The sequence below is a fragment of the Streptomyces vinaceus genome (assembly GCF_008704935.1).
GTDB lineage: Bacteria > Actinomycetota > Actinomycetes > Streptomycetales > Streptomycetaceae > Streptomyces > Streptomyces vinaceus.
Genome location: NZ_CP023692.1, coordinates 2,093,511 through 2,116,979, shown reverse-complemented (window position 1 = coordinate 2,116,979; position 23,469 = coordinate 2,093,511). Strand labels below are relative to the sequence as shown.

Here is a 23,469-nt window from a genome sequence, read left to right as displayed (position 1 = left end):
CGTACCGGCACCCGCGCCCCGCACCCTTCCGACGACACCACCACCGAAGGCCCAGGCCCATGACTGACAAGACCGCGGGCGGCGACGTCCGCCTCGCCGGGATCAGCAAGCACTACGGCTCGTTCACCGCGGTGCACCCGCTGGATCTCACCATCCCCCAGGGCTCCTTCTTCGCCCTGCTCGGCGCCTCGGGCTGCGGGAAGACCACCACCCTGCGCATGATCGCCGGCCTGGAGGAGCCCTCCACCGGCACGGTCAGCCTCGGCGACCGCGAGGTCACCCAGCTGCCGCCGTACAAGCGCCCGGTCAACACGGTGTTCCAGAGCTACGCGCTCTTCCCGCACCTGAACATCTACGAGAACGTGGCCTTCGGACTGCGCCGGCGCGGCATCAAGTCCGTCAAGAAGCAGGTCGAGGACATGCTGGAGCTGGTCGAGCTGGGCCAGTTCGCCCAGCGCAAGCCCCACCAGCTCTCCGGTGGCCAGCAGCAGCGCGTGGCCGTCGCCCGCGCGCTGATCAACCACCCCCAGGTACTCCTCCTCGACGAGCCCCTCGGCGCCCTCGACCTCAAGCTGCGCCGCCAGATGCAGCTGGAGCTCAAGCGCATCCAGACCGAGGTCGGCATCACCTTCGTGCACGTCACGCACGACCAGGAGGAGGCCATGACCATGGCCGACACGGTCGCCGTGATGAACGGCGGCCGCGTCGAGCAGCTCGGCGCCCCCGCCGAGCTGTACGAGAACCCGAAGACCACCTTCGTCGCCAACTTCCTCGGCACCTCCAACCTCATCGAGGCCGAGGTGCTGGAGGCGGGCGGCTCCGAGGTCGTGGTCGGCTCCGCGGGTGCGAAGCTGCGGCTGCCCGCGGCCCGATGTTCGACCACGCCCAAGGCCGGCGGAAAACTGCTGGTCGGGGTGCGTCCCGAGAAGATATCCCTGGTCCACGCGGAGGACGAGGACACCGTCGCGGCCGGCCGCAACACGGTCCGCGGCACGATAGCCGCCTCCTCCTTCATCGGGGTCTCCACCCAGTTCGTGATCGACAGCCCCGTCTGCCCGGAGCTGGAGGTGTACGTGCAGAACATCGAGCGCGACGCCCGCCTGGTCCCCGGCGCCGAGGTGGTCCTGCACTGGAACCCGGAGCACACCTTCGGCCTGGACGCCGCGCAGGACATAGACGCCGGCATCGAGACGGTCGAGGAGGGCGCATGACCGCCACCGCCGCGCCGCCGGAGGCCGTGGCCGCCACCGACCCCCCGGTCCACAAGCCGTCCCTGCGCAAGCGGCTGGTCCCGTACTGGCTGCTGCTCCCCGGCATCCTGTGGCTGCTGGTGTTCTTCGTCCTGCCGATGATCTACCAGGCCTCCACCTCGGTGCAGACCGGCTCCCTCGAAGAGGGGTTCAAGGTCACCTGGCACTTCCAGACGTACTGGGACGCCCTCACCGAGTACTACCCGCAGTTCCTGCGCTCCCTGCTCTACGCCGGCACCGCGACCGTGCTGTGCCTGCTGCTCGGGTACCCGCTGGCCTATCTGATCGCCTTCAAGGCGGGACGCTGGCGCAACCTCCTGCTGGTGCTGGTGATCGCCCCCTTCTTCACCAGCTTCCTGATCCGCACCCTGGCCTGGAAGACGATCCTCGCCGACGGCGGCCCGGTGGTGGAGGTCCTCAACACCCTGCACGTCCTGGACGTCACCAGCTGGCTCGGGATGACCCAGGGGGACCGGGTGCTGGCCACGCCGCTCGCCGTGGTCTGCGGTCTGACGTACAACTTCCTCCCCTTCATGATCCTTCCGCTCTACACCTCGCTGGAGCGCATCGACACCCGCCTCCACGAAGCGGCCGGGGACCTGTACGCCCGCCCCTCCACCACCTTCCGGAAGGTGACCTTCCCGCTCTCCATGCCGGGCGTGGTCTCCGGGACCCTGCTCACCTTCATCCCGGCCAGCGGCGACTACGTGAACGCCGAGCTGCTCGGCTCCACGGACACCCGGATGATCGGCAACGTCATCCAGTCGCAGTACCTGCGCATCCTCGACTACCCGACGGCCGCCGCGCTGTCCTTCATCCTCATGGCCATCGTGCTGATCATGGTCACCATCTACATCCGCCGAGCGGGGACGGAGGACCTGGTCTGATGCGTTGGCTCCGGCGCAATCTCGTCGTCATCTTCGGCCTCGGCACGCTCGCGTACATGATCCTGCCGAACGTCGTCGTGACCGTGTTCTCCTTCAACAACCCCGCCGGGCGGTTCAACTACGCCTGGCAGGAGTTCTCGCTCGACGCCTGGAAGGACCCCTGCGGGGTCGCGGACCTGTGCGGCTCGCTGTCCCTGTCGCTCCAGATCGCCGTGTGGGCCACCCTCGGTGCGACCGTCCTCGGCACGGCCATCGCCTTCGCGCTGGTGCGCTACCGCTTCCGGGCGCGCGGCGCGGTGAACTCGCTGATCTTCCTGCCGATGGCGATGCCCGAGATCGTGATGGCCGCCTCGCTGCTCGCCCTGTTCCTGAACATGGGCATCCAGCTGGGGTTCTGGACGATCCTGATCGCCCACGTCATGTTCTGCCTCAGCTTCGTCGTCGCCGCCGTCAAGGCGCGCGTCCTGTCGATGGACCCGCGGCTGGAGGAGGCCGCCCGCGACCTCTACGCGGGCCCGGTGCAGACCTTCGTACGGGTGACCCTGCCGATCGCGGCGCCCGGTATCGCGGCGGGCGCGCTGCTCTCGTTCGCGCTCTCGTTCGACGACTTCATCATCACCAACTTCAACTCGGGCAACACCGTCACCTTCCCCATGTTCGTGTGGGGATCGGCCCAGCGCGGTACGCCTGTACAGATCAACGTCATCGGTACGGCGATGTTCGTCATCGCGGTGCTGGTGGTGCTCGTCGGCCAGATGGTCGGCAACCGCCGCAAGAACGCACAGCCCAAGTAACTCTGTAGGGAGTTGGAAGACATGGCCCCAGTCGCCATGCGAAGTGTTGCTCAATCCCTTTCCGAAGCGCTGCCGGTCTCGTACTGGCTGGACGACCCCGGCAAGCCCGCCGCGCAGCCGGCGCTGACCTCCGACGAGGCCTGCGACCTGCTCGTCATCGGCGGGGGCTACAGCGGACTGTGGACCGCGCTCATCGCCAAGGAGCGCGATCCCGCCCGGGACGTCGTCCTGATCGAGTCGAAGGAGGCGGGCTGGGCCGCCTCCGGCCGCAACGGCGGGTTCTGCGCCGCCTCCCTCACGCACGGCCTGGCCAACGGCATGGCCCGCTGGCCGGGCGAGCTCGCCAAGCTGGAGGAGCTCGGCGCCCGCAACCTCGACGAGATCGAGGCGGCCATCGCCCGATACGGCATCGACTGCGCTTTCGAGCGCACCGGCGAGATCGACGTGGCCACCGAGCCGCACCAGGTCGAGGAGTTGCGCGAGCTGTACGAGGAGGCCGAGAAGCTGGGCCTCGCCGGCGGTTCGCGCTGGCTGGACCGCGAGGAGCTGCGCGCCGAGGTCGACTCGCCGACGTTCCTCGCGGGCCTGTGGGACACCGACGGGGTCGCCATGCTCAACCCCGCCAAGCTGGCATGGGGCCTGAAGGAGGCCTGCCTGTCGCTGGGCGTGCGGATCTACGAGAACACCCGGGGGCTGTCCCTGGCCGCCTCGGGCGCCGGGATGGCCGTGCGCACCCCGTACGGGCGGATCTTCGCCCGCCGCGTGGCGCTCGGCACCAACATCTTCCCCTCGCTGGTCAAGCGGATCCGGCCGTTCACGGTGCCCGTCTACGACTACGCGCTGATGACCGAGCCGCTGACCGCCGACCAGCTGAAGGCCATCGGCTGGAACAACCGCCAGGGCCTGGGCGACAGCGCCAACCAGTTCCACTACTTCCGCATCACCCCGGAGAACCGCATCCTGTGGGGCGGCTACGACGCCATCTACCCCTACCGCGGGAAGCTGGACTCCGAGTACGACCACCGCCCCGAGACGTACCTGAAGCTCGCGCAGCACTTCTTCACCGCGTTCCCGCAGCTGGAGGGCATCAAGTTCAGCCACGCCTGGGGCGGGGCCATCGACACCTGCTCGCGCTTCTCGGCCTTCTTCGGCACCGCGCACGGCGGCAAGGTCGCCTACGCGGCCGGGTACACCGGGCTCGGGGTGGGCGCCACCCGCTTCGGTGCCGACGTGATGCTGGACCTCCTCGACGGGGCCCGCACCGAGCGCACCGAGCTGGAGATGGTGAAGTCGCGGCCGATGCCCTTCCCGCCCGAACCCTTCGCCTGGACCGGGATCACGCTCACCAAGTGGTCCCTGGCCCGCGCCGACGCCCGCGGCGGCCGGCGCAACCTGTGGCTGAAGGTCATGGACAAGTTCGGTCTCGGCTTCGACAGCTGACCGGCCGCCCTCGCCGCGCCCCGGCGCGCGCCGCGGTTCACACCGTGAGCCGCTTCACCACCACGGGGTGGCGAAACCCGCGTCATCGCAGGGCCCGGCCCCGCTCTCTTCCGGTGAGGAACCCTCACCCGAGAGAACGGAGGCCGGGCGATGCACGGCTCGGAGATCAAGACCGCGGTGGAATGGCTCGTGTCGGTGGCCCCGGATCCCGACGCCTGCCGGTGGGAGTGGGAGCGCAACCCCCTCGGGGTCGCCCTGCTGCCCGCCGGCCGGCAGTGGGACGTGCTGATCCTGCCCGGGGAGCTGGGGCAGGCCGCCCTCGACGTCCTGACCCAGCTCCTCGACCGGCCCGGCCCGGTGCTCGCCGATTCCGGCGCCACGCGGCGGAGCCGCACATCGACACCTCGGCTGGGCTTCTTCGTGCCCCCGGGTACGGCCTCGCGCTGGCTCGGCACCGGCGTACGGGGAGCGGGGCGCGGGACCTGGATCGTGGTGCCGTACCCCGGCCGGACCACGGGCGGGGTGCACTGGCTGGTGGCCCCGGACGGCAGCGGGACGCTCACGGACCCGGTGCTGCTGGAGCTCGCGATGCACGAGGCGGCGGCCCGGGTGGCGGGGCGGGAAGGCCGGAAGCCTTGACAAGGGTATTGGTCTGGACCATGTTGGGCGCCGCTGCCGCATCCCCGGCGGCCTGGCTCCATCCCCCCATGTTCCGGAGGCAGTTGTGCGCAGACCCATGTCACTGCTTACCGCGGCCGCCCTCGCGGTGGCCGCCTTCCTCGCCGCGGGCCCGCCGGCCGCGGCGGCCGACGCCGACCTCGCCCGCAACGGCGGTTTCGAAGCCGGACTCGACGGCTGGAGCTGCTCGGCCGGGAGCGGCGCCGTCGTCACCACCCCCGTCCACGGCGGGAGTTCCGCCCTCAAGGCCACCCCGGCCGGCCAGGACAACGCCCGCTGCTCCCAGACCGTCACCGTCAAGCCCGACGCGACGTACACGCTCGCCGCCTGGGTACAGGGCCCGTACGTCTACCTCGGCGCGGCCGGGACCGGCACCACCGACGTGTCCACCTGGACGCAGACCCCGGGTGCCTGGAAGCACCTGAGCACGACCTTCCGTACCGGTACGGCCACCACCTCCGTGACGGTCTACACGCACGGCTGGTACGGCCAGGGCGCCCACCTCACGGACGACGTCACGCTCGTCGGCCCCGACCCGGGCGGTACCGGACCCGGACAGCCCCAGCCCCCGGCCGCCCCCACCGGCCTGACCGCGTCCGGAGCCACCGCGAGCAGCCTGAACCTCTCCTGGTCGGCCGCCTCCGGCGCCACCTCGTACACGCTCTACCGGGGCGGCGCCGCGCCCGTGAGCGTCAGCGGGACCTCGACGACGGTCACCGGGCTCACCGCGTCCACCTCGTACACCTTCCAGGTCAGCGCGGTGAACGCGGCCGGCGAGTCCGCGAAGAGCGCCGCCGTCTCCGCCTCCACGACGAGCGGCGGAGGCGACCCGGGCCAACCCGGCCTCCCCGCCCACGCCCTCGTCGGCTACCTCCACGCCGGCTTCGCCAACGGATCCGGCTACGTGCGGATGGCCGACGTCCCGGCCTCCTGGGACGTCATCAACCTCGCCTTCGGCGAACCGACCTCGGTGACCTCGGGGGACATCCGCTTCTCCCTCTGCCCGGTCGCCGAATGCCCGAACGTGGAGTCCGCCGCCGAGTTCAAGGCGGCCGTCAAGGCCAAGCAGGCGGCGGGCAAGAAGGTGCTGATCTCGATCGGCGGCCAGAACGGCCAGGTCCAGCTCGCCACCACGGCTGCCCGCGACACCTTCGTCTCCTCGGTCAGCAAGATCATCGACGAGTACGGGCTCGACGGACTCGACATCGACTTCGAGGGCCACTCGCTCTCCCTCGCCACCGGGGACACCGACTTCCGCGCCCCCACCACCCCGGTGATCACCAATTTGATCGCCGCCGTGAAGACGCTGAAGGCCAAGTACGGCCCGGGCTTCGTCCTGACCATGGCCCCGGAGACCTTCTTCGTCCAGCTGGGCTACCAGTACTACGGCTCCGGCCCCTGGGGCGGCCAGGACCCCCGCGCCGGCGCCTACCTCCCCGTCATCCACGCCCTGCGCGACGACCTCACCCTGCTCCACGTCCAGGACTACAACTCGGGCTCGATCATGGGCCTCGACAACCAGTACCACTCCATGGGCGGGGCCGACTTCCACATCGCCATGACCGACATGCTGCTCACCGGCTTCCCGGTCGCGGGCAACATGGCACGCGTCTTCCCGCCGCTGCGCCCCGACCAGGTGGCCATCGGCCTGCCGGCCACCACCAACGCGGGCAACGGACACACCCCGCCCGCCGAGGTGAACAAGGCGCTGGACTGCCTGACGAAGAAGACGAACTGCGGGACCTACCAGACCCACGGCACCTGGCCCGCCCTGCGCGGCCTGATGACCTGGTCGGTCAACTGGGACCGCTTCGGCGCCTGGGAGTTCTCGAAGAACTTCGACGCCTACTTCGGCGGCTAGCGGGCGCGGTCCGAGCCGGAGTCCGACCGGACTCCGGCGCGGCCGCCCTGGTCGCCCGAGCGCCCGGACATCCCCACGTGCGTGGTCGGTGCTAGGCGGGGGGCCTGACAGCGCGGCGGACGGTGTGGGCGACGGGGACCAGCAGCAGGGTGCACAGGAAGCAGCTGGCCAGGACGTCAACGGGCCAGTGCCAGCCGCGCAGGATCAGGCCGGTGGCGGTGGCGGCCGTCAGGAGGAGCGCGAGCGCCATCGGCCACGGGCGGCGCACGTACGGGGAGACCAGCAGGGCCGCGCCGATGTAGGCGACGGCCGACGTCGCCGTGTGGCCCGAGGGGAAGTAGCCGGCGGCCCACGGCTCCAGGGGCCCCGGGCGGGCGGTCCACTCCTTCAGCGGCACGATCACGGCCGGGACCAGCGCCATCGCCAGCCCGGCCGTCAAGGCCGGGGCCCAGGCGCGCGAGCGCCGGACGGAGTACGCCATCGCCAGGAGCAGGACGGGTACGGCGACCGGGACGTTGCCGAGGTCGGAGAGGCGCTCGGTGACGGAGTCGGGGACCGTGCGGACCAGGGCGCGGCTGAGGCGCTCGTCCGGCGTGAGCAGCGGACCCGACACCAGGACCTGCCAGGTCGTCAGGGCGAGCCCCAGCAGGGAGAGGAGGAGGAGGAGAATGGCCGGCCGTCCCGGAACAGGGGGGGTGGTTCCGGGACGGCCGCCCGGATCGGGTTGCCGAGCGCCCCGGGGGGTTTGGGGCGAACGGCCGTCCGATCGGTGAGGAGTGTGCGCGAACGCAGGCCCAGTGCGGCGCTGGGGAAGCCCGGTACTGGTGTCGCCCCCGGTCTCCCGGGAGCGGGGTGTCTCACTCATCTGCAGAAACCGTACGGCAGCGAAAAGGGGACCGACAGCAGGAACGCGCTCCTGCCATCGGCCCCCCACATCTTCTTCACAGCGCCTGCCCGTTACCGGGGGTAGGGGCGGGCTCCTGTGTTCGGAAGCTAGCTCAGACGTCCGTGCCGATGGCCGCGAACGCCGCCTCGATGAGGTCCAGGCCCTCGTTCAGCAGGTCCTCGCCGATGACGATCGGCGGCAGGAAGCGGAGCACGTTGCCGTAGGTGCCGCAGGTGAGGACGAGCAGGCCCTCGGCGTGGCACGCCTTGGCGAGCGCGCCGGCCGCCTCCGGGAACGGGGTCTTGGAGACCGGGTCCTTGACGAGCTCGATCGCGATCATCGCACCGCGGCCGCGGATGTCGCCGATGATGTCGTACTTCTCCTGCATGGCCGTCAGGCGGGTCTTCATGACGGACTCGATCTTCTTCGCCGCGGCGTTGAGGTCGAGCTCCTTCATGGTCTCGATCGAGCCCAGCGCACCGGCGCAGGCCACCGGGTTGCCACCGTAGGTGCCGCCGAGGCCGCCCGCGTGCGCGGCGTCCATGATCTCGGCGCGGCCCGTCACGGCGGCGAGCGGCAGACCGCCCGCGATGCCCTTGGCGGTGGTGATCAGGTCCGGGACGATGCCCTCGTCCTCGCACGCGAACCACTGGCCGGTGCGGCAGAAGCCGGACTGGATCTCGTCGGCGACGAAGACGATGCCGTTCTCGTTGGCGAACTTCACGATCGCCGGCAGGAAGCCCTTGGCCGGCTCGATGAAGCCGCCCTCGCCGAGGACCGGCTCGATGATGATCGCGGCGACGTTGTCGGCGCCGATCTGCTTGGTGATCTGGTCGATCGCCTGGGCGGCGGCCTCGGGGCCGCAGTTCTCGGCGCCGGTGGGCCAGCGGTAGCCGTAGGCGACCGGGACGCGGTAGACCTCGGGGGCGAACGGGCCGAAGCCGTTCTTGTACGGCATGTTCTTCGAGGTCAGCGCCATCGTCAGGTTCGTACGGCCGTGGTAGCCGTGGTCGAAGACGACGACGGCCTGGCGCTTGGTGTACGCACGGGCGATCTTGACGGCGTTCTCGACGGCCTCGGCGCCGGAGTTGAACAGCGCCGACTTCTTCGCGTGGTCGCCCGGGGTCAGCTCGGCGAGCGCCTCGCAGACCTCGACGTAGCCCTCGTACGGCGTGACCATGAAGCAGGTGTGGGTGAAGTCGGCGAGCTGCGCGGAGGCGCGGCGCACGACGGCCTCGGCGGAGGCGCCGACGGAGGTCACGGCGATGCCGGAACCGAAGTCGATCAGACGGTTGCCGTCGACGTCCTCGATGATGCCGCCACCCGCGCGGGCCGTGAAGACGGGCAGCACGGAGCCCACGCCACCGGCCACGGTCTGCAGGCGGCGGGCCTGCAGCTCCTGCGACTTGGGGCCGGGGATCGCGGTGACGATCTTGCGCTCCTGCGGGACAGCGGTCATAGAGGGCTCCTGGGGGGTGTTTTCGGACGCACTTGTGTCTTTGTCCGCAGGCTAGGCCCGGGGGAGGGGGTACGGCATGCTCCGTTCGGGAGTGGTGCCCGCGTGTCCTTGTCCGTGACGGCCATAGGAAGCGGCCGCCGCCTGTCTTGTGGACGCTGCGGAGACAGCGGCTCGTACGGGGCCCACGGGCGCCTGCGGGCAACTACATTGAGCGACGCAGCGCAGGCACGGGCAGGGGGCAGGGGTTTCATGGACACCGACGGCACGTACGGCACGGACGAGAAGCGGCCGCCGCGCGCCGGGCACGTCCCGCGGCCCGCGGGCCCGCCGCCGGGCCTCCCGCCGAAGCCCGCCCACGCCCCGGCCGGCCCCGGCCCCTCGCTCGCCGACTGGCTGCGCACCCCGCGCAGCTCCGACGGCCCGGGCGTGTGGACGTACGGCCACGCACCGCGCGCGGCCGAGGAGCCCGAGCGGACCCCGACCCGCCAGCTGATCAGCGGCGCGCTGATCGCCCTGCTGGCCGGGCTGCTGCTGTGGTCCCTCCTCTGGAACGGCTACCTGGGCGGCTTCTGGCTCTGGCCGCTCTACATGTTCACGCCCGACTCCTGGGCCGGCACGATGCCCTCCGTGGTCGCCTCGTACATCTGGTACGGCCTGGTCGTCGCCGCCCTGGTCGTCGGCTTCGGGCGGCTCGGCCGCTGGCCGGAGCTGGCCCGCCGGCTGCTGCGCAGCCGCGCCGTCCAGGCCGTGCAGGCCGCCGTGCCGGCCCGTCCCGAGGAGGGCGGGCCCGACGATCCCGCCGCTTGGCCGCAGTTGCGGGGGGCCGGGCTCGGGGAGATCGCCGACCGGCTCGGTGCCGAGGCCGGGTCCGGCCGGATGAACGACGTGGACTACGCGCGGATCACGCGCGCCTGGGAGTCCGTACGGGCCGACCCCTCCCGGGCCGTGGCCTTCGCCGACTCCGTGCGCGACAAGGGCGCCGGCGCCTGCGTCCACCCCTCCGGCGCCCGCGATCTGCCCGTCCGGGCCGCGCGGCACGACCTGCTCGCCCGGCAGGTGCTGCTCGGCACCGTCGAGGACAGCGCCCGCAACCCGTACGGCCGGCGCGGCACCCGCCTCGCCCTCGACCCCGCCGTGCTGGGCACCTCGCTGCTCGCCGTCGGCCCCTCCGGCGCGGGCAAGACCCGGCAGCTGGTGCGGCCCGTCGTCGAATCGCTCGCCCTCCAGGCGCTGGCCGGGCAGGCCGCCGTCATCGCCGTCGCCCCGGCCGGCGCCCAGCTCGGCCCGGACACCGCGTACGACGTCGTGGTCCGGGTCGGCGACCCCGAATCCGTCTACGACCTCGACCTCTACGGCGGCACCACCGACGCCGACGAGGCGGCCACACTGCTCGCCGAGGCCTTCGTCGGCGACGTCCCCGGCATCGAGGTACGCCGGGCCGCGACGGCCCTCGCCCAGCTGCTCGGCCCGTTCCGCACGGCGTACGGGCGCTTCCCCGCCGTGCCCGAGCTGCGCGAACTGCTCGACCGGGTGCCCGGCGCCCTCGACGGGCTGCGCACCGCGCTCGAAGACGCCGGGCAGCACGTGATGCTCCGCGAACTCGACGCGCGCGAACGCCAGCACGGGGCCCACGGCGATCCCGGGCCGGCCCTCGCCGACCGGGTGGCGCTCCTGGACCGGCCCGCCTTCGCGGGCTTCTTCGACACCACCGGCCAGGGCAGGCCCTTCTCGCTGCGCGCCCTGGAGCACCCGCTGCGCGTCCGCATCGACCTGCCCGAGCGCGGCCACGCCGACGCTTCCCGGATCCTGGCCCGGCTGCTGCTCGCGCAGTTCAACGCCTCCGCCGCCGCCCGCGCCGACCGGTCCCTGTTCGCGTTCCTCGCCTTCGACGACGCCTCGCACACCCTGACCCCGCAGACCGTGCGGGGCCTCCAGCGGCTGCGCTCGGCCAACGCCGGCGTCCTGCTCACGCTGCGCACCCTGGACGACGTACCGGAGGCGCTGCGCACCCCGCTGCTCGGGGCGGTCGGCTGCCGGATGGCCTTCTCCGGGGTCACCACCTGGGACGGCAAGCGCTTCGCCGAGGCCTGGGGCACCGAATGGGTCGAGACGCGGGACGTCACCCACCGCACCGTCTTCGCCGACCAGCCGCTGACCCGGGCCATCCACGCCTTCCGCAAGCTGGTCACCGGCAAGGCCGTGACCACGGACGCGGTCACCGTGCGGCAGGTGGAGCGGGAGCGCTGGTCGGCCTCCGATCTGGCGCACGCCGTACCGCCCGGACACGCGGTGCTCTCGCTGACCTCGGTCCAGGGGGAGCGGGCGGCTCCGCTGCTGGTGAGGCTGAGCGCGACGGGCTGAGCCGAACCGTACGAGGTGGCAGAATCGAGGGGAGTCGTTCATACGACAAGGCGAAGTTCCCCCGCTTCTCCTTTCCGTCGTACCCCTCCCTCCCCGAAGGCCCCTGGTACCCGATGCCGCTCACGCTCGCCTCACTCGTCCAGCACTCGGCGCTCAAGCTCAGCGTCCGGGCGGGGGAGGGCCGTCTCGACACCCCCGTGCGCTGGGCCCACGTCAGCGAGCTCGCCGACCCCGTCCCCTACATGGAGGGCGGCGAGCTGCTCCTGATCACCGCGATGAAGCTGGACGCGGAGGATCCCGAGGAGATGCGCCGGTACGTACGCCGCCTGGCCGCGGCCGGGGTCGTCGGCATCGGCTTCGCCGTCGGCGTGAACTACGAGGCGGTCCCCGAGGCCCTGGTCGAGGCCGCGCGGGCCGAGGACCTGCCGCTGCTGGAGGTGCCCCGCAGGACCCCGTTCCTCGCGATCAGCAAGGCCGTCTCGGCGGCGCTGGCGGCGGACCAGTACCGCGCGGTGACCGCCGGCTTCGAGGCGCAGCGGGAGCTGACCCGGGCCGCCCTCTCCGCGGACGGGCCCGCCGAGCTGCTGGCGAAGCTGGCGGCGCACGTGCACGGCTGGGCGGCCTTGTACGACACCTCGGGCGCGGTGGTCGCGGCCGCCCCGGAATGGGCCGCGCGGCGGGCCGCCCGGCTCACCCCCGACGTGGAGCGGCTGCGCGAGCGGCCGGCGCCGGCGAGCGCCGTGGTGGGCGGCTCGGAGGACCGGGTCGAGCTCCAGTCGCTCGGGACGGGCCGGCGGGCCCGCGGCGCGCTCGCCGTCGGCACGGGGGCGCCGCTGGGCACGGCCGAGCGGTACGCGGTGCACTCGGCGGTGGCGCTGCTGACCCTGACCACCGAGCGGTCGAAGTCGCTGCACGACGCCGAGTCGCGGCTGGGCGCGGCCGTGCTGCGGATGCTCCTGGACGGGGAGCCCGAGCGCGCCCGTGCCGTGGCCGGGGACCTGTACGGGGCGCTGCTGGAGGCGCCGTTCCGGCTGATCGTGGCCGAGCCGGCGCTGGCGGGCACCGCACAGCCCGAGGGGCTGGCGCTGCTGGCCGACGCGGTGGAGTCGGCGGCCGCCCGGGCGGGGGAGGCGCTGCTGGTCGTACCGGAGGAGGGGCGGCTCGTGGTGCTGGCGGCCGACGGGGGCGCGGCGGTGCAGGCGTCGGTGGACCACGCGGAGGCGCTGGAGGCCCGGCGCGGGCGGGAGGCGACCGGTCCGGAGCCGGACGAGCTGGTGGTCGGGCTGTCGGCCGCCGCGGCGGCCTCGGGGGTGGCGGCGGCGTTCAAGCAGGCCGCCCAGGCGCTGGCCGTGGCCCGGCGGCGGGGGCGGCCCATGGTGGAGCACGAGGACCTGGTGGCGGGGTCGGTGCTTCCGCTGCTCGCGGACGAGGCGGTACGGGCCTTCGCGGACGGCACGCTGCGGGCGCTGCGCGAGCACGACAAGAAGGGGCGCGGGGACCTGGAGGTCTCGCTGCGGGCGTGGCTCTCGCGGCACGGGCAGTGGGACGCGGCGGCGTCCGACCTCGGGGTGCACCGGCACACGCTGCGCTACCGGATGCGCCGGGTCGAGGAGATCCTCGGACGCTCCCTCGACGATCCGGACGTCCGCATGGAGCTGTGGCTCGCCCTGAAGGCCACCTCGCCCGCCGCGTAGCCGAGGGACGGACACCGACGCCGACACTGACAAAGCGGCGCGGCCGCGCCTGCGCACACTCCACCCCGGCTAATCACCGAAACCCGGACGGAGTCCTACGGTGGAGGGGACAAGGACCCCGCACACACTCGAAGGGCCGGGATTCGCATGACTTCCACCCACGCCTTCTGGCTCGCCGGCCGCCAGGCCACCGGCGAGGACAGCTTCGACGTCCACTCCCCGTGGGACAACCGGCTCGTCGGCACCGTCAGCGTGCCCACCGACGCCCAGGTCGAAGAGGCCGTGGCCGCGGCGTACGCCGTGACCGCAGAATTCTCCGCGACTCCCGCCCATGTCCGCGCCGCCGCCCTGGACCACGTGTCCAAGCGGCTCGCCGAGCGCACCGAGGAGATCGCCCAGCTGATCTCCGCCGAGAACGGCAAGCCCATCAAGTGGGCCCGCGGTGAGGTCGGCCGTGCGGTGTCCGTGTTCCGTTTCGCCGCCGAGGAGGCCCGCCGCTTCAACGGCGGAGAGGCCCAGCGCCTCGACACCGACGCCGGTGGCGTCGGCCGTCTCGCCCTGACCCGCCGCTTCGTCAAGGGCCCGGTCCTCGGCATCGCGCCGTTCAACTTCCCGCTGAACCTGTGCGCCCACAAGGTGGCCCCCGCCATCGCCGTCGGCGCGCCGATCATCCTGAAGCCGGCCCCGGCCACCCCGCTCTCCGGCCTGATCCTGGGCGAGCTGCTCGCCGAGACCGACCTCCCGGCCGGTTCCTGGTCGGTCCTGCCGGTCGCCAACGAAAAGATGCCGGCCCTGGTCAAGGACGAGCGCCTGCCCGTCATCTCCTTCACCGGCTCCGACAAGGTCGGCTACGCCATCCAGCAGTCGGTGCCCCACAAGCACTGCACCCTGGAGCTCGGCGGCAACGCCGCCGCCGTCGTCCTGGACGACTGGTCCTCCGAGGCCGACCTCGACTGGGCCGCGACCCGTATCGCGACCTTCTCGAACTACCAGGCCGGCCAGTCCTGCATCTCCGTGCAGCGCGTGATCGCCGACGCCTCCGTCTACGACCGCCTCGTCGAGAAGGTCGTCGAGAAGGTCCGGGCCCAGGTCACCGGCGACCCGTCCGACTCCGCCACCGACGTCGGCCCGCTCGTCTCCGAGGACGCCGCCAAGCGCGTCGAGTCCTGGGTCGACGAGGCCGTCTCAGCCGGGGCCAAGCTGCTCACCGGCGGCAAGCGCGAGGGTGCCTCGTACGAGCCGACCGTCATCGCCGACCTGCCCGCCGACACCACCCTCGCCGTCGAGGAGGTCTTCGGGCCGGTGCTGACGCTGACGAAGGTCGAGAACACCGACGAGGCCTTCGCCGCCGTCAACGACTCGAAGTTCGGCCTGCAGACCGGCGTCTTCACCCGGAACATCCAGACCGCGTTCCGCGCCCACCGCGAGCTGGAGGTCGGCGGCGTGATCGTCGGCGACGCGCCGTCCTACCGCGCCGACCAGATGCCGTACGGCGGCGTCAAGCAGTCGGGTGTCGGCCGTGAGGGTGTCCGCTACGCGATGGACGACTACACGTACGAGCGAGTCCTGGTCCTGACCGGCCTCGACATCTGATTCTCGTACGGCCAAAAAGCCGACGGCCGGAGCCTACTGTGCGGGGGCTCCGGCCGTCCCCCTTTTCCCGCGGGCGCGGATTGGGTACGACTCACAGGTAGCACCGGCCAGTAGGCCGGTACCACCGACTCCTGCGGCGAGGTGAGCCCGCTCATGTCCGCAACACAGCCCGTACAGCCCAAGGTGACCGAGCGCGAGGCACGGCAGGTCGCGGAAGCGGCCCGGGAACAGGACTGGCGCAAGCCCAGCTTCGCCAAGGAGCTGTTCCTCGGACACTTCCGGCTGGACCTGATCCACCCGCACCCGATGCCCGCGGACGAGGACGTCCGGCGCGGCGAGGCCTTCCTGGCCCGGCTGCGGGCGTTCTGCGAGACCGAGATCGACGGACCGCGCATCGAGCGCGAGGCCAAGATCCCTGACGAGACCGTGCGCGGGCTCAAGGAACTCGGCGCCCTCGGCATGAAGATCGACCCCAAGTACGGGGGCCTGGGCCTCACCCAGGTGTACTACAACAAGGCGCTGGCCCTCGTCGGCTCCGTCAGCCCCGCCATCGGCGCCCTGCTCTCCGCGCACCAGTCGATCGGCGTCCCGCAGCCGCTGAAGATGTTCGGCACGCAGGAGCAGAAGGAAACCTTCCTGCCGCGCTGCGCGACCACCGCCATCAGCGCCTTCCTGCTGACCGAACCGGACGTCGGCTCCGACCCGGCGCGCCTGGCCACCACCGCCGTCCCGGACGGGGAGGACGCGTACGTCCTCGACGGGGTGAAGCTCTGGACCACCAACGGGGTCGTCGCGGACCTGCTGGTGGTGATGGCCCGCGTCCCGAAGTCGGAGAACCACCGCGGCGGGATCACCGCCTTCGTCGTCGAGGCCGACTCCCCCGGCATCACGGTCGAGCACCGCAACTCCTTCATGGGCCTGCGCGGCCTGGAGAACGGCGTCACCCGCTTCCACCGGGTCCGGGTGCCGGCCGCGCAGCGCATCGGCGCCGAGGGAGCCGGCCTGAAGATCGCGCTGACCACGCTGAACACCGGCCGGCTGTCCCTGCCCGCCATGTGCGTCGGCGCCGGCAAGTGGTGCCTGAAGATCGCCCGCGAATGGTCCGCCGTCCGCGAGCAGTGGGGCCGCCCGGTCGCCAGGCACGAGGCCGTCGGCGCCAAGATCTCCTTCATCGCCGCCACCACCTTCGCCCTCGAAGCCGTCGTGGACCTGGCCTCCCAGATGGCCGACGAGGACCGCAACGACATCCGCATCGAGGCCGCCCTCGCCAAGCTCTACGGCAGCGAGATGGCCTGCCTGATGGCCGACGAGCTCGTGCAGATCCGCGGCGGGCGCGGCTTCGAGACCGCCGAATCGCTGGCCGCCCGCGGCGAGCGGGCCGTCCCCGCCGAGCAGATGCTGCGCGACCTGCGCATCAACCGGATCTTCGAGGGCTCCACCGAGATCATGCACCTGCTGATCGCCCGCGAGGCCGTGGACGCCCACCTGTCGGTCGCCGGCGACCTCATCGACCCCGAGAAGGCGCTCGGCGACAAGGCCAGGGCCGGCGCCCGAGCCGCCGGGTTCTACGCCCGCTGGCTGCCCAAGCTGGCCACCGGCCCCGGCCACGTCCCCGGCACGTACCGGGCCTTCCACCCGGCCGGCCACCCCGACCTCTCCGGCCACCTGCGCTACGTCGAGCGCAGCGCCCGCAAACTCGCCCGGTCCACCTTCTACGCCATGTCCCGCTGGCAGGGCCGGATGGAGACCAAGCAGGGCTTCCTCGGCCGGATCGTCGACATCGGAGCCGAGCTCTTCGCGATGAGCGCGGCCTGCGTGCGCGCCGAGCACCTGCGGGCCTCCGGGGAGCACGGCCGCGAGGCCTACCAGCTGGCCGACGCCTTCTGCCGGCAGTCCCGGATCCGCGTCGAGGAGCTCTTCGGTCGGCTGTGGTCCAACACCGACGACCTGGACCGCAAGGTCGTCGCGGGCGTGCTCTCCGGCACCTACACCTGGCTGGAGGAGGGCGTGCTCGACCCCTCCGGGGACGGCCCCTGGATCGCGGACGCCACTCCCGGCCCCTCGACTCACAAAAACGTGCACCGTCCCCTGCGCTGACCTGAGAGGATCGGCATCAGGCGCACTGATGTACGGGTGCACGGGTACGGGTGGGCGTAGGCCCACCGGCACGAGGGCAAGGCGGACAGAGATGTCGACGGCCGTGGAAGACCGGGGCAGCCGGCGGCTGGCCTGGTGCGTGGCGCACGTCCTGCGCCACGCACCGGACCACATCGCCCTGGACCTGCTGGGCCGGCTCGACCGGCCGACCCGCAAATACCTCTGCCGCGACGAGTGGCTCCCCGCCTCGGCCGTGACGCTGCTCCTGCGCCACGGCCGCGAGGAGGACCGCCACTTCATCGCCCGCAACCCCCGCGTCGTCGGGAGGCCCCTGCCCGGGCTGCCCGGCCCCGCCCGCTACGCCCGCCGCCGGACCCCGCCCGAGCTGCTGCCCGTACTGCGCGCGGAGCTCGGGAGGGACCCCGCCTCGTCCCCCCTGCGCAGCGGGGAGCTGATCGGCCTGCTGCGCCGGCACGGCATACGCAGGCCCCGCGTCGTCCTCGACGTCCTGTGCCTGCCGTACGTACTCGACCCGGCGGAGCTCGCCGCCGAGCACGCCCGGCAGCCGCTGCCGGCGGGCGCCGTCGAGGCGCTGCTGCTCGTCGCGGAGCTGCCCAGGGAGTGCGTCCGGGCGCTGCTCGCCACCCCCGCCGCCGTCCGCGAGGGGCGTTCCTGGCACCGGCCCGCCGTACGCGCCGTCCGGATGGGCCTGCTCACCCACGAGGAACTCGTCGCCCGCGTGGCCCCGGCCCGGCGCACCCTGATCCTCGGCGACCTCCCGCCCGGCCCGGGCCTGCGCTGGACCCTGCCCGAGCAGGCCGGCATGCGCACGGCCGTCACCCGGGCCCTGACCCCGCTGGGCGACGACCCCCGGCTCTGGGCCGAACTGCTGCGGCACGCCCCCGGCTTCGCGGGGCCCCTGCCGGAGCTGGTGGCCGCGGTGGTCGCGGGAAGTCTGCCCGCCCCGCCCTCCGCCGCCCCGCCCTCCGCCGCCCCGCCCACCGCCGCCGCCCCGGCCGATGCCTCCGCGGAGCCCGACGGGGCCCTCGTAAGGGCCGTGCGCCACCTCGCTCCGACGGCCGAGGGGCCGGTGACCGGGGGAGTGGAGCGCGAACTCGCCCTGGCCAGCCTCGCCGTGCCCATGGAGACCGTGCAGGAGGACATCCGCTGGGTACGGGACTGCCTGGACCGGTCCCTGCTCACCGGCGCCGACGTGGTCCGGCACAAGCTGCCCGCCTGCTGGGCCCTGGACGAGGACCACTGGCTCGGTGACGTGGACCACCCCGACCGGCACGACCGCCCGGAGGCCGTGCTCGCCGCCCGGGCCGAGGCGGACCGGCTGTTCGCCCTGGCCCTCGGCGAGGACCCGGAGGCCTGGTGGCGGGTGGCCCGCACCCTCCCCGACTTCGCCGGAACCCTCCCGCACCTGCTCCTGCGGGTCACCGACGGGGACTCCGTGTCCACGCGTCCTTGAGTTGCGGCAACAATGGGGGGCATGAGCGACCGCCCAGCCCCCCTCGCCGATCCGCACCTCCTCTTCGACCCCGCGGCCGGCCGGCGGGACATCGTCATCCTCGGGTCCACCGGGTCCATCGGGACCCAGGCCATCGACCTCGCCCTGCGCAACCCGGACCGGTTCCGGGTGACCGCGCTCTCCGCCGCCGGCGGGCGCGTCGGGCTGCTGGCCGAGCAGGCCCGGCAGCTGCGGGTGCGCACCGTGGCCGTCGCCCGCGAAGACGTCGTACCGGCCCTGAAGGAGGCCCTGAACGCCGAGTACGGCGCTTCGGAGCCGCTGCCCGAGATCCTGGCCGGGCCCGACGCGGCGACCGAGCTCGCCGCCTCCGAGTGCCACACCGTCCTCAACGGCATCACCGGATCCATCGGCCTCGCGCCCACCCTCGCCGCCCTGCGGGCCGGCCGGACCCTGGCCCTGGCCAACAAGGAGTCGCTGATCGTCGGGGGCCCGCTGGTCAAGGCCCTCGCGAAGCCCGGCCAGATCATCCCGGTCGACTCCGAGCACGCGGCCCTCTTCCAGGCGCTCGCCGCCGGCACCCGGGCCGATGTGCGCAAGCTCGTGGTGACCGCCTCCGGCGGGCCCTTCCGCGGCCGTACCCGCGCAGAGCTGGCCGCGGTCACCGTCAAGGACGCCCTCGCGCACCCCACCTGGGCCATGGGCCCCGTGATCACCATCAACTCGGCGACGCTGGTCAACAAGGGGCTGGAGGTCATCGAGGCGCACCTCCTCTACGACATCCCCTTCGACCGCATCGAGGTCGTGGTCCATCCGCAGTCCTACGTGCACTCGATGGTGGAGTTCTCCGACGGCTCCACCCTCGCCCAGGCCACCCCGCCGGACATGCGCGGACCCATCGCGATCGGTCTCGGCTGGCCCGAGCGGGTCCCGGACGCGGCCCCCGCGTTCGACTGGACCAAGGCGTCGACCTGGGAGTTCTTCCCCCTCGACACCGAGGCCTTCCCCGCGGTGGGACTGGCCCGGCACGTGGGCGCCCTGGGCTCCACCGCCCCCGCGGTGTTCAATGCGGCGAACGAGGAGTGCGTCGAGGCGTTCCTGGCCGGTCGGCTGCCGTTCACAGCAATCATGGATACGGTCTCTGCCGTGGTCGATGAGCACGGGACGCCGGACGCGGGAACTTCCCTGACGGTCGCGGACGTCCTCGAAGCGGAGACCTGGGCCAGGGCCCGGGCACAGGAGATGGCGGCCCGGGCCGCCGTGGAGGCGCGCGCATGACAGCACTCATGACGGTGCTCGGAATACTCATCTTCGTATTCGGGCTGCTCGTCTCCATCGCGTGGCACGAGCTCGGCCATCTCTCCACGGCCAAGCTCTTCGGCATCCGCGTGCCCCAGTACATGGTCGGGTTCGGCCCGACCATCTGGTCGCGGCACAAGGGCGAGACCGAGTACGGGATCAAGGCCATCCCGATGGGCGGCTACATCCGCATGATCGGGATGTTCCCGCCCGGCGAGGACGGCAAGGTGACCGCCCGGTCGACCTCGCCGTTCCGCTCGATGATCGAGGACGCGCGCTCGGCGGCGTACGAGGAGCTCCGGGACGGCGACGAGACGCGGCTGTTCTACACGCGCAGGCCGTGGAAGCGCGTGATCGTGATGTTCGCGGGCCCGTTCATGAACCTGGTGCTGGCGCTGGCGATCTTCTTCGGCGTCTGGATGAGCTTCGGCATCAACCAGACGACCACGCAGGTCGCGACCGTTTCGCCGTGCGTCATCCAGCAGAGCGAGAAGCGCGAGATCTGCAAGGCAGGCGACCCGGTCGCCCCGGCCAAGGCCGCCGGGCTCCGGGAGGGCGACCGGATCGTGGCGTTCAACGGCCACAAGGTCACCGACTGGGCCGCCCTGCAGAAGCAGATCCGCGACACCATCGGCCCCGCCACCGTCACGGTGGTCCGCGACGGGCAGCAGCAGACCCTCCCGGTCAGCCTGATCGAGAACAAGGTCGCCAAGACGGACGGCCACGGCGGGTACGTCAAGGGCGAGTACGTGACGGCGGGCTGGCTCGGCTTCAGCCCGAAGAGCGAGATCGCCCCGCTGACCTTCGGCCAGTCCGTGGACCACATGGGCGAGGTCGTCGACAACAGCGTCCAGGGGCTGCTCAAGCTGCCCGCCAAGATCCCGGCGCTGTGGAACGCGGCGTTCAGCGGAGCCGAGCGCGAGCCCGACTCCCCGATGGGCATCGTCGGCGCGGCCCGGATCAGTGGCGAGATCGCCACCCTGGACATCCCTGCCGAGCAGCGGCTGGTGTTCTTCCTCCAGCTCGTCGGGTTCTTCAACCTCTCGCTGTTCCTGTTCAACATGCTCCCGCTGCTGCCGCTGGACGGCGGTCACATCGCGGGCGCCCTGTGGGAGTCGGTCCGGCGCACCGTGGCGCGCGTGTTCCGCCGCCCCGACCCCGGCCCGTTCGACGTGGCGAAGCTGATGCCCGCCGCGTACGTGGTGGCCGGGGTGTTCGTCTGCTTCACCCTGCTCGTGCTCGTGGCCGACGTGGTGAACCCGATCAAGATCACCTGACCCGATCAAGATCACCTAGTACGTCCGCAGGTGTGAGGGGCGTACGGGAGCCGTAACGGAGCCGGGCACGAAGCGTGCCCGGCTCCCTACGTTCGGGTGTTCCCGCCCCTCGGATGCGTGGACGGCCCCGTGGTTGGCGTAATCTCGAAGCCTGGAGCCCGCCGATCTCGGGACCTTGATCCACACCTTGGGGTTGCACAGCAGATGACTGCCATCTCTCTCGGAATGCCGGCCGTGCCGACGAAGCTTGCCGACCGCAGGGTCAGCCGCAAGATCCAGGTCGGCTCGGTGGCCGTCGGCGGCGACTCACAGATCTCGGTGCAGTCGATGACGACCACCAGGACCTCCGACATCGGCGCCACGCTCCAGCAGATCGCAGAGCTGACCGCCTCCGGCTGCGACATCGTGCGCGTGGCCTGCCCGACGCAGGACGACGCCGACGCGCTCGCCGTGATCGCGAAGAAGTCGCAGATCCCGGTCATCGCCGACATCCACTTCCAGCCCAAGTACGTGTTCGCCGCGATCGACGCCGGCTGCGCCGCCGTCCGCGTGAACCCGGGCAACATCAAGCAGTTCGACGACAAGGTCAAGGAGATCGCGCGGGCCGCCAAGGACGCGGGCACCCCGATCCGCATCGGCGTCAACGCCGGCTCCCTCGACGCGCGACTGCTCAAGAAGTACGGCAAGGCCACCCCCGAGGCGCTCGTCGAGTCCGCGCTGTGGGAGGCCTCCCTCTTCGAGGAGCACGGCTTCAGCGACATCAAGATCTCGGTCAAGCACAACGACCCGGTCGTCATGGTCAACGCCTACCGCCAGCTGGCCGCCCAGTGCGAGTACCCGCTGCACCTCGGCGTCACCGAGGCCGGCCCCGCCTTCCAGGGCACCATCAAGTCCGCCGTCGCCTTCGGCGCGCTGCTCTCCGAGGGCATCGGCGACACGATCCGCGTCTCGCTGTCGGCCCCGCCGGTCGAGGAGATCAAGGTCGGCATCCAGATCCTGGAGTCGCTCAACCTCAAGCCGCGCCGCCTGGAGATCGTCTCCTGCCCCTCCTGCGGCCGCGCCCAGGTGGACGTCTACAAGCTGGCCGAGGAGGTCACGGCGGGCCTCACGGGCATGGAGGTCCCGCTGCGCGTCGCGGTCATGGGCTGCGTCGTGAACGGTCCGGGCGAGGCCCGCGAGGCCGACCTCGGCGTCGCCTCCGGCAACGGCAAAGGCCAGATCTTCGTGAAGGGCGAGGTCATCAAGACCGTTCCCGAGTCGAAGATCGTGGAGACCCTCATCGAAGAGGCGATGAAGATCGCCGAGCAGATGGAGAAGGACGGCATCGCCTCCGGCGAGCCCACCGTCGCCATCGGCGTCTGAGCACAGCGGCCCTCGCCGGGCCCCCGCCCGGCACCCCGCACGCACCGGCCCCGGCCCCGTTCCCGCAGCTCGCGGGCGGGGCCGGGGCTTTTTCGTGACCCGTGGGACCAGGCATCCTCAGGTGACGGCGGGTACAGTGCGGAGATCAGCAGACTTGTATGGTGAGGCCCCAGTGTTGACGCAGACCACCACCCGGGTCCTTGAGCCCACTGATCTCGACGCCGCCCTCGAAGTCCTCGGACGCGAGCCGGTCGAGAACGCCTTCGTCACCTCCCGGGTCCAGGTCGCCGGACTCGACCCGTGGCGCCTGGGCGGCGAGATGTGGGGCTACTACACCGACGGCCGGCTGCGCTCCCTCTGCTACGCGGGCGCCAACCTGGTCCCCGTCTGCGCCGACCCCGACGCCGTCCGCGCCTTCGCCGACCGGGCCCGGCGCACCGGCCGCCGCTGCTCCTCCATCGTCGGCCCCGCCGAGGCCACCCGGCTGCTGTGGAAGCTCCTGGAGCCCAGCTGGGGGCCCGCCCGCGACGTCCGCTCCCACCAGCCGCTCATGGTCACCGAGCAGCCGTCCGCCGACGTGCGCCCCGATCCGCTCGTGCGGCGCATCCGCAAGGACGAGATGGACCTGATCATGCCCGCCTGCGTGGCCATGTTCACCGAGGAGGTCGGCGTCTCACCGATGGCCGGCGACGGCGGGCTGCTCTACCAGGCCCGCGTCGCCGAGCTGGTCGGCACCGGCCGCTCCTTCGCCCGCATCGAGGACGGCAAGGTCGTCTTCAAGGCCGAGATCGGCGCCGCGACCGCCCGCGCCTGCCAGATCCAGGGCGTGTGGGTGGCCCCCGAGTTCCGCGGCCGCGGGCACTCCGAGACCGGGATGGCCGCCGTCGTCGACTTCGCGCTGCGCGACGTCGCCCCCGTGGTCAGCCTCTACGTGAACGACTTCAACACCGCGGCCCGCGCCGCGTACCGCCGCGTCGGCTTCCGCGAGGTGGGCGCGTTCATGAGCGTGCTGTTCTGACCCGAACGCGCCGCCGGCCGGGGTTCCCGGCCGGGCGCGGCG

17 protein-coding genes are annotated in these 23,469 nt (G+C 72.2%); 15 read left to right on the top strand and 2 right to left on the bottom strand.

Features of this window, described 5'->3' with window-relative positions; genetic code table 11:
* The first annotated feature begins 59 nt into the window (after positions 1-59).
* From CP980_RS09120 to CP980_RS09095, 6 genes are all read left to right on the top strand, one after another.
* Positions 60-1,211, top strand: a complete 1,152-nt coding sequence (locus CP980_RS09120) for an ABC transporter ATP-binding protein (protein ID WP_150527943.1) — start codon at positions 60-62, stop codon at positions 1,209-1,211.
* Positions 1,208-2,137 carry an ABC transporter permease gene (locus CP980_RS09115; protein WP_132757121.1) on the top strand — a complete coding sequence of 310 codons (930 nt, stop codon included), beginning with the start codon at positions 1,208-1,210 and terminating at the stop codon, positions 2,135-2,137. The genes CP980_RS09120 and CP980_RS09115 overlap by 4 nt, the downstream gene beginning before the upstream one ends.
* Complete coding sequence (locus CP980_RS09110) at positions 2,137-2,931, top strand: ABC transporter permease (RefSeq protein ID WP_099889227.1); 795 nt, start codon at positions 2,137-2,139, stop codon at positions 2,929-2,931. Before CP980_RS09115 ends, CP980_RS09110 begins: the two co-directional genes overlap by 1 nt.
* A gap of 21 nt (positions 2,932-2,952) precedes the next feature.
* Complete coding sequence (locus tag CP980_RS09105; RefSeq protein ID WP_123512297.1) at positions 2,953-4,371, top strand: NAD(P)/FAD-dependent oxidoreductase; 1,419 nt, start codon at positions 2,953-2,955, stop codon at positions 4,369-4,371.
* A gap of 150 nt (positions 4,372-4,521) precedes the next feature.
* The gene (locus CP980_RS09100) at positions 4,522-5,010 is read left to right on the top strand and encodes a bifunctional DNA primase/polymerase (RefSeq protein WP_150527942.1); all 489 of its coding nucleotides are present in this window, start codon (positions 4,522-4,524) and stop codon (positions 5,008-5,010) included.
* Positions 5,011-5,107: 97 nt separating this feature from the next.
* Positions 5,108-6,910: a chitinase gene (locus CP980_RS09095; protein ID WP_150527941.1), complete on the top strand. Its 1,803-nt coding sequence runs from the start codon at positions 5,108-5,110 to the stop codon at positions 6,908-6,910.
* Positions 6,911-7,001: 91 nt separating this feature from the next.
* Here CP980_RS09095 and CP980_RS09090 read toward each other — a convergent pair whose 3' ends face one another.
* A complete protein-coding gene (locus CP980_RS09090) occupies positions 7,002-7,523 on the bottom strand; it encodes a phosphatase PAP2 family protein (RefSeq protein WP_308439424.1) in 522 nt (173 codons plus the stop codon).
* A 385-nt stretch (positions 7,524-7,908) separates the two neighbouring features.
* Positions 7,909-9,255 carry a 4-aminobutyrate--2-oxoglutarate transaminase gene (gabT, locus tag CP980_RS09085; RefSeq protein ID WP_099889221.1) on the bottom strand — a complete coding sequence of 449 codons (1,347 nt, stop codon included), beginning with the start codon at positions 9,253-9,255 and terminating at the stop codon, positions 7,909-7,911.
* Between the two features lie 249 nt (positions 9,256-9,504).
* Between gabT and CP980_RS09080 the strand changes: the two genes are divergently transcribed.
* The 9 genes from CP980_RS09080 to CP980_RS09040 all read left to right on the top strand — a co-directional run bounded on the left by CP980_RS09080 (position 9,505) and on the right by CP980_RS09040 (position 23,427).
* A complete protein-coding gene (locus CP980_RS09080) occupies positions 9,505-11,616 on the top strand; it encodes an ATP-binding protein (protein ID WP_150527939.1) in 2,112 nt (703 codons plus the stop codon).
* Positions 11,617-11,729: 113 nt separating this feature from the next.
* Positions 11,730-13,310 carry a PucR family transcriptional regulator gene (locus CP980_RS09075; RefSeq protein WP_132757133.1) on the top strand — a complete coding sequence of 527 codons (1,581 nt, stop codon included), beginning with the start codon at positions 11,730-11,732 and terminating at the stop codon, positions 13,308-13,310.
* A 147-nt stretch (positions 13,311-13,457) separates the two neighbouring features.
* Positions 13,458-14,903: an aldehyde dehydrogenase family protein gene (locus tag CP980_RS09070; protein WP_132757135.1), complete on the top strand. Its 1,446-nt coding sequence runs from the start codon at positions 13,458-13,460 to the stop codon at positions 14,901-14,903.
* 153 nt (positions 14,904-15,056) lie between these two features.
* Positions 15,057-17,000 carry an acyl-CoA dehydrogenase family protein gene (locus CP980_RS09065; protein ID WP_150527938.1) on the top strand — a complete coding sequence of 648 codons (1,944 nt, stop codon included), beginning with the start codon at positions 15,057-15,059 and terminating at the stop codon, positions 16,998-17,000.
* A 91-nt stretch (positions 17,001-17,091) separates the two neighbouring features.
* A complete protein-coding gene (locus CP980_RS35040; RefSeq protein WP_167535812.1) occupies positions 17,092-18,474 on the top strand; it encodes a hypothetical protein in 1,383 nt (460 codons plus the stop codon).
* 12 nt (positions 18,475-18,486) lie between these two features.
* Positions 18,487-19,749 (top strand): 1-deoxy-D-xylulose-5-phosphate reductoisomerase, encoded by a 1,263-nt coding sequence (gene dxr / locus CP980_RS09055; protein WP_189999142.1) that lies wholly within the window; start codon positions 18,487-18,489, stop codon positions 19,747-19,749.
* Positions 19,746-21,047: a M50 family metallopeptidase gene (locus CP980_RS09050; protein WP_132757142.1), complete on the top strand. Its 1,302-nt coding sequence runs from the start codon at positions 19,746-19,748 to the stop codon at positions 21,045-21,047. The genes dxr and CP980_RS09050 overlap by 4 nt, the downstream gene beginning before the upstream one ends.
* A 204-nt stretch (positions 21,048-21,251) precedes the next feature.
* A complete protein-coding gene (gene ispG / locus CP980_RS09045; RefSeq protein WP_053693180.1) occupies positions 21,252-22,409 on the top strand; it encodes a flavodoxin-dependent (E)-4-hydroxy-3-methylbut-2-enyl-diphosphate synthase in 1,158 nt (385 codons plus the stop codon).
* Positions 22,410-22,581: 172 nt separating this feature from the next.
* On the top strand, positions 22,582-23,427 hold the full coding sequence (locus tag CP980_RS09040) for a GNAT family N-acetyltransferase (RefSeq protein ID WP_189999140.1): 846 nt from the start codon (positions 22,582-22,584) through the stop codon (positions 23,425-23,427).
* Positions 23,428-23,469 lie beyond the last annotated feature (42 nt).

Bases quoted from the DNA above. Each gene is read 5' to 3' on its own strand.
- CP980_RS09050 (WP_132757142.1), top strand. From the start codon at position 19,746: ATGACAGCACTCATGACGGTGCTCGGAATACTCATCTTCGTATTCGGG.
- CP980_RS09075 (WP_132757133.1), top strand. From the start codon at position 11,730: ATGCCGCTCACGCTCGCCTCACTCGTCCAGCACTCGGCGCTCAAGCTC.
- CP980_RS09070 (WP_132757135.1), top strand. From the start codon at position 13,458: ATGACTTCCACCCACGCCTTCTGGCTCGCCGGCCGCCAGGCCACCGGC.
- CP980_RS09120 (WP_150527943.1), top strand. From the start codon at position 60: ATGACTGACAAGACCGCGGGCGGCGACGTCCGCCTCGCCGGGATCAGC.
- CP980_RS09095 (WP_150527941.1), top strand. From the start codon at position 5,108: ATGTCACTGCTTACCGCGGCCGCCCTCGCGGTGGCCGCCTTCCTCGCC.
- CP980_RS09115 (WP_132757121.1), top strand. From the start codon at position 1,208: ATGACCGCCACCGCCGCGCCGCCGGAGGCCGTGGCCGCCACCGACCCC.
- CP980_RS35040 (WP_167535812.1), top strand. From the start codon at position 17,092: ATGTCGACGGCCGTGGAAGACCGGGGCAGCCGGCGGCTGGCCTGGTGC.
- CP980_RS09100 (WP_150527942.1), top strand. From the start codon at position 4,522: ATGCACGGCTCGGAGATCAAGACCGCGGTGGAATGGCTCGTGTCGGTG.
- CP980_RS09110 (WP_099889227.1), top strand. From the start codon at position 2,137: ATGCGTTGGCTCCGGCGCAATCTCGTCGTCATCTTCGGCCTCGGCACG.
- dxr (WP_189999142.1), top strand. From the start codon at position 18,487: ATGGGGGGCATGAGCGACCGCCCAGCCCCCCTCGCCGATCCGCACCTC.
- gabT (WP_099889221.1), bottom strand. From the start codon at position 9,255: ATGACCGCTGTCCCGCAGGAGCGCAAGATCGTCACCGCGATCCCCGGC.
- CP980_RS09105 (WP_123512297.1), top strand. From the start codon at position 2,953: ATGGCCCCAGTCGCCATGCGAAGTGTTGCTCAATCCCTTTCCGAAGCG.
- CP980_RS09065 (WP_150527938.1), top strand. From the start codon at position 15,057: ATGTCCGCAACACAGCCCGTACAGCCCAAGGTGACCGAGCGCGAGGCA.
- CP980_RS09080 (WP_150527939.1), top strand. From the start codon at position 9,505: ATGGACACCGACGGCACGTACGGCACGGACGAGAAGCGGCCGCCGCGC.
- ispG (WP_053693180.1), top strand. From the start codon at position 21,252: ATGACTGCCATCTCTCTCGGAATGCCGGCCGTGCCGACGAAGCTTGCC.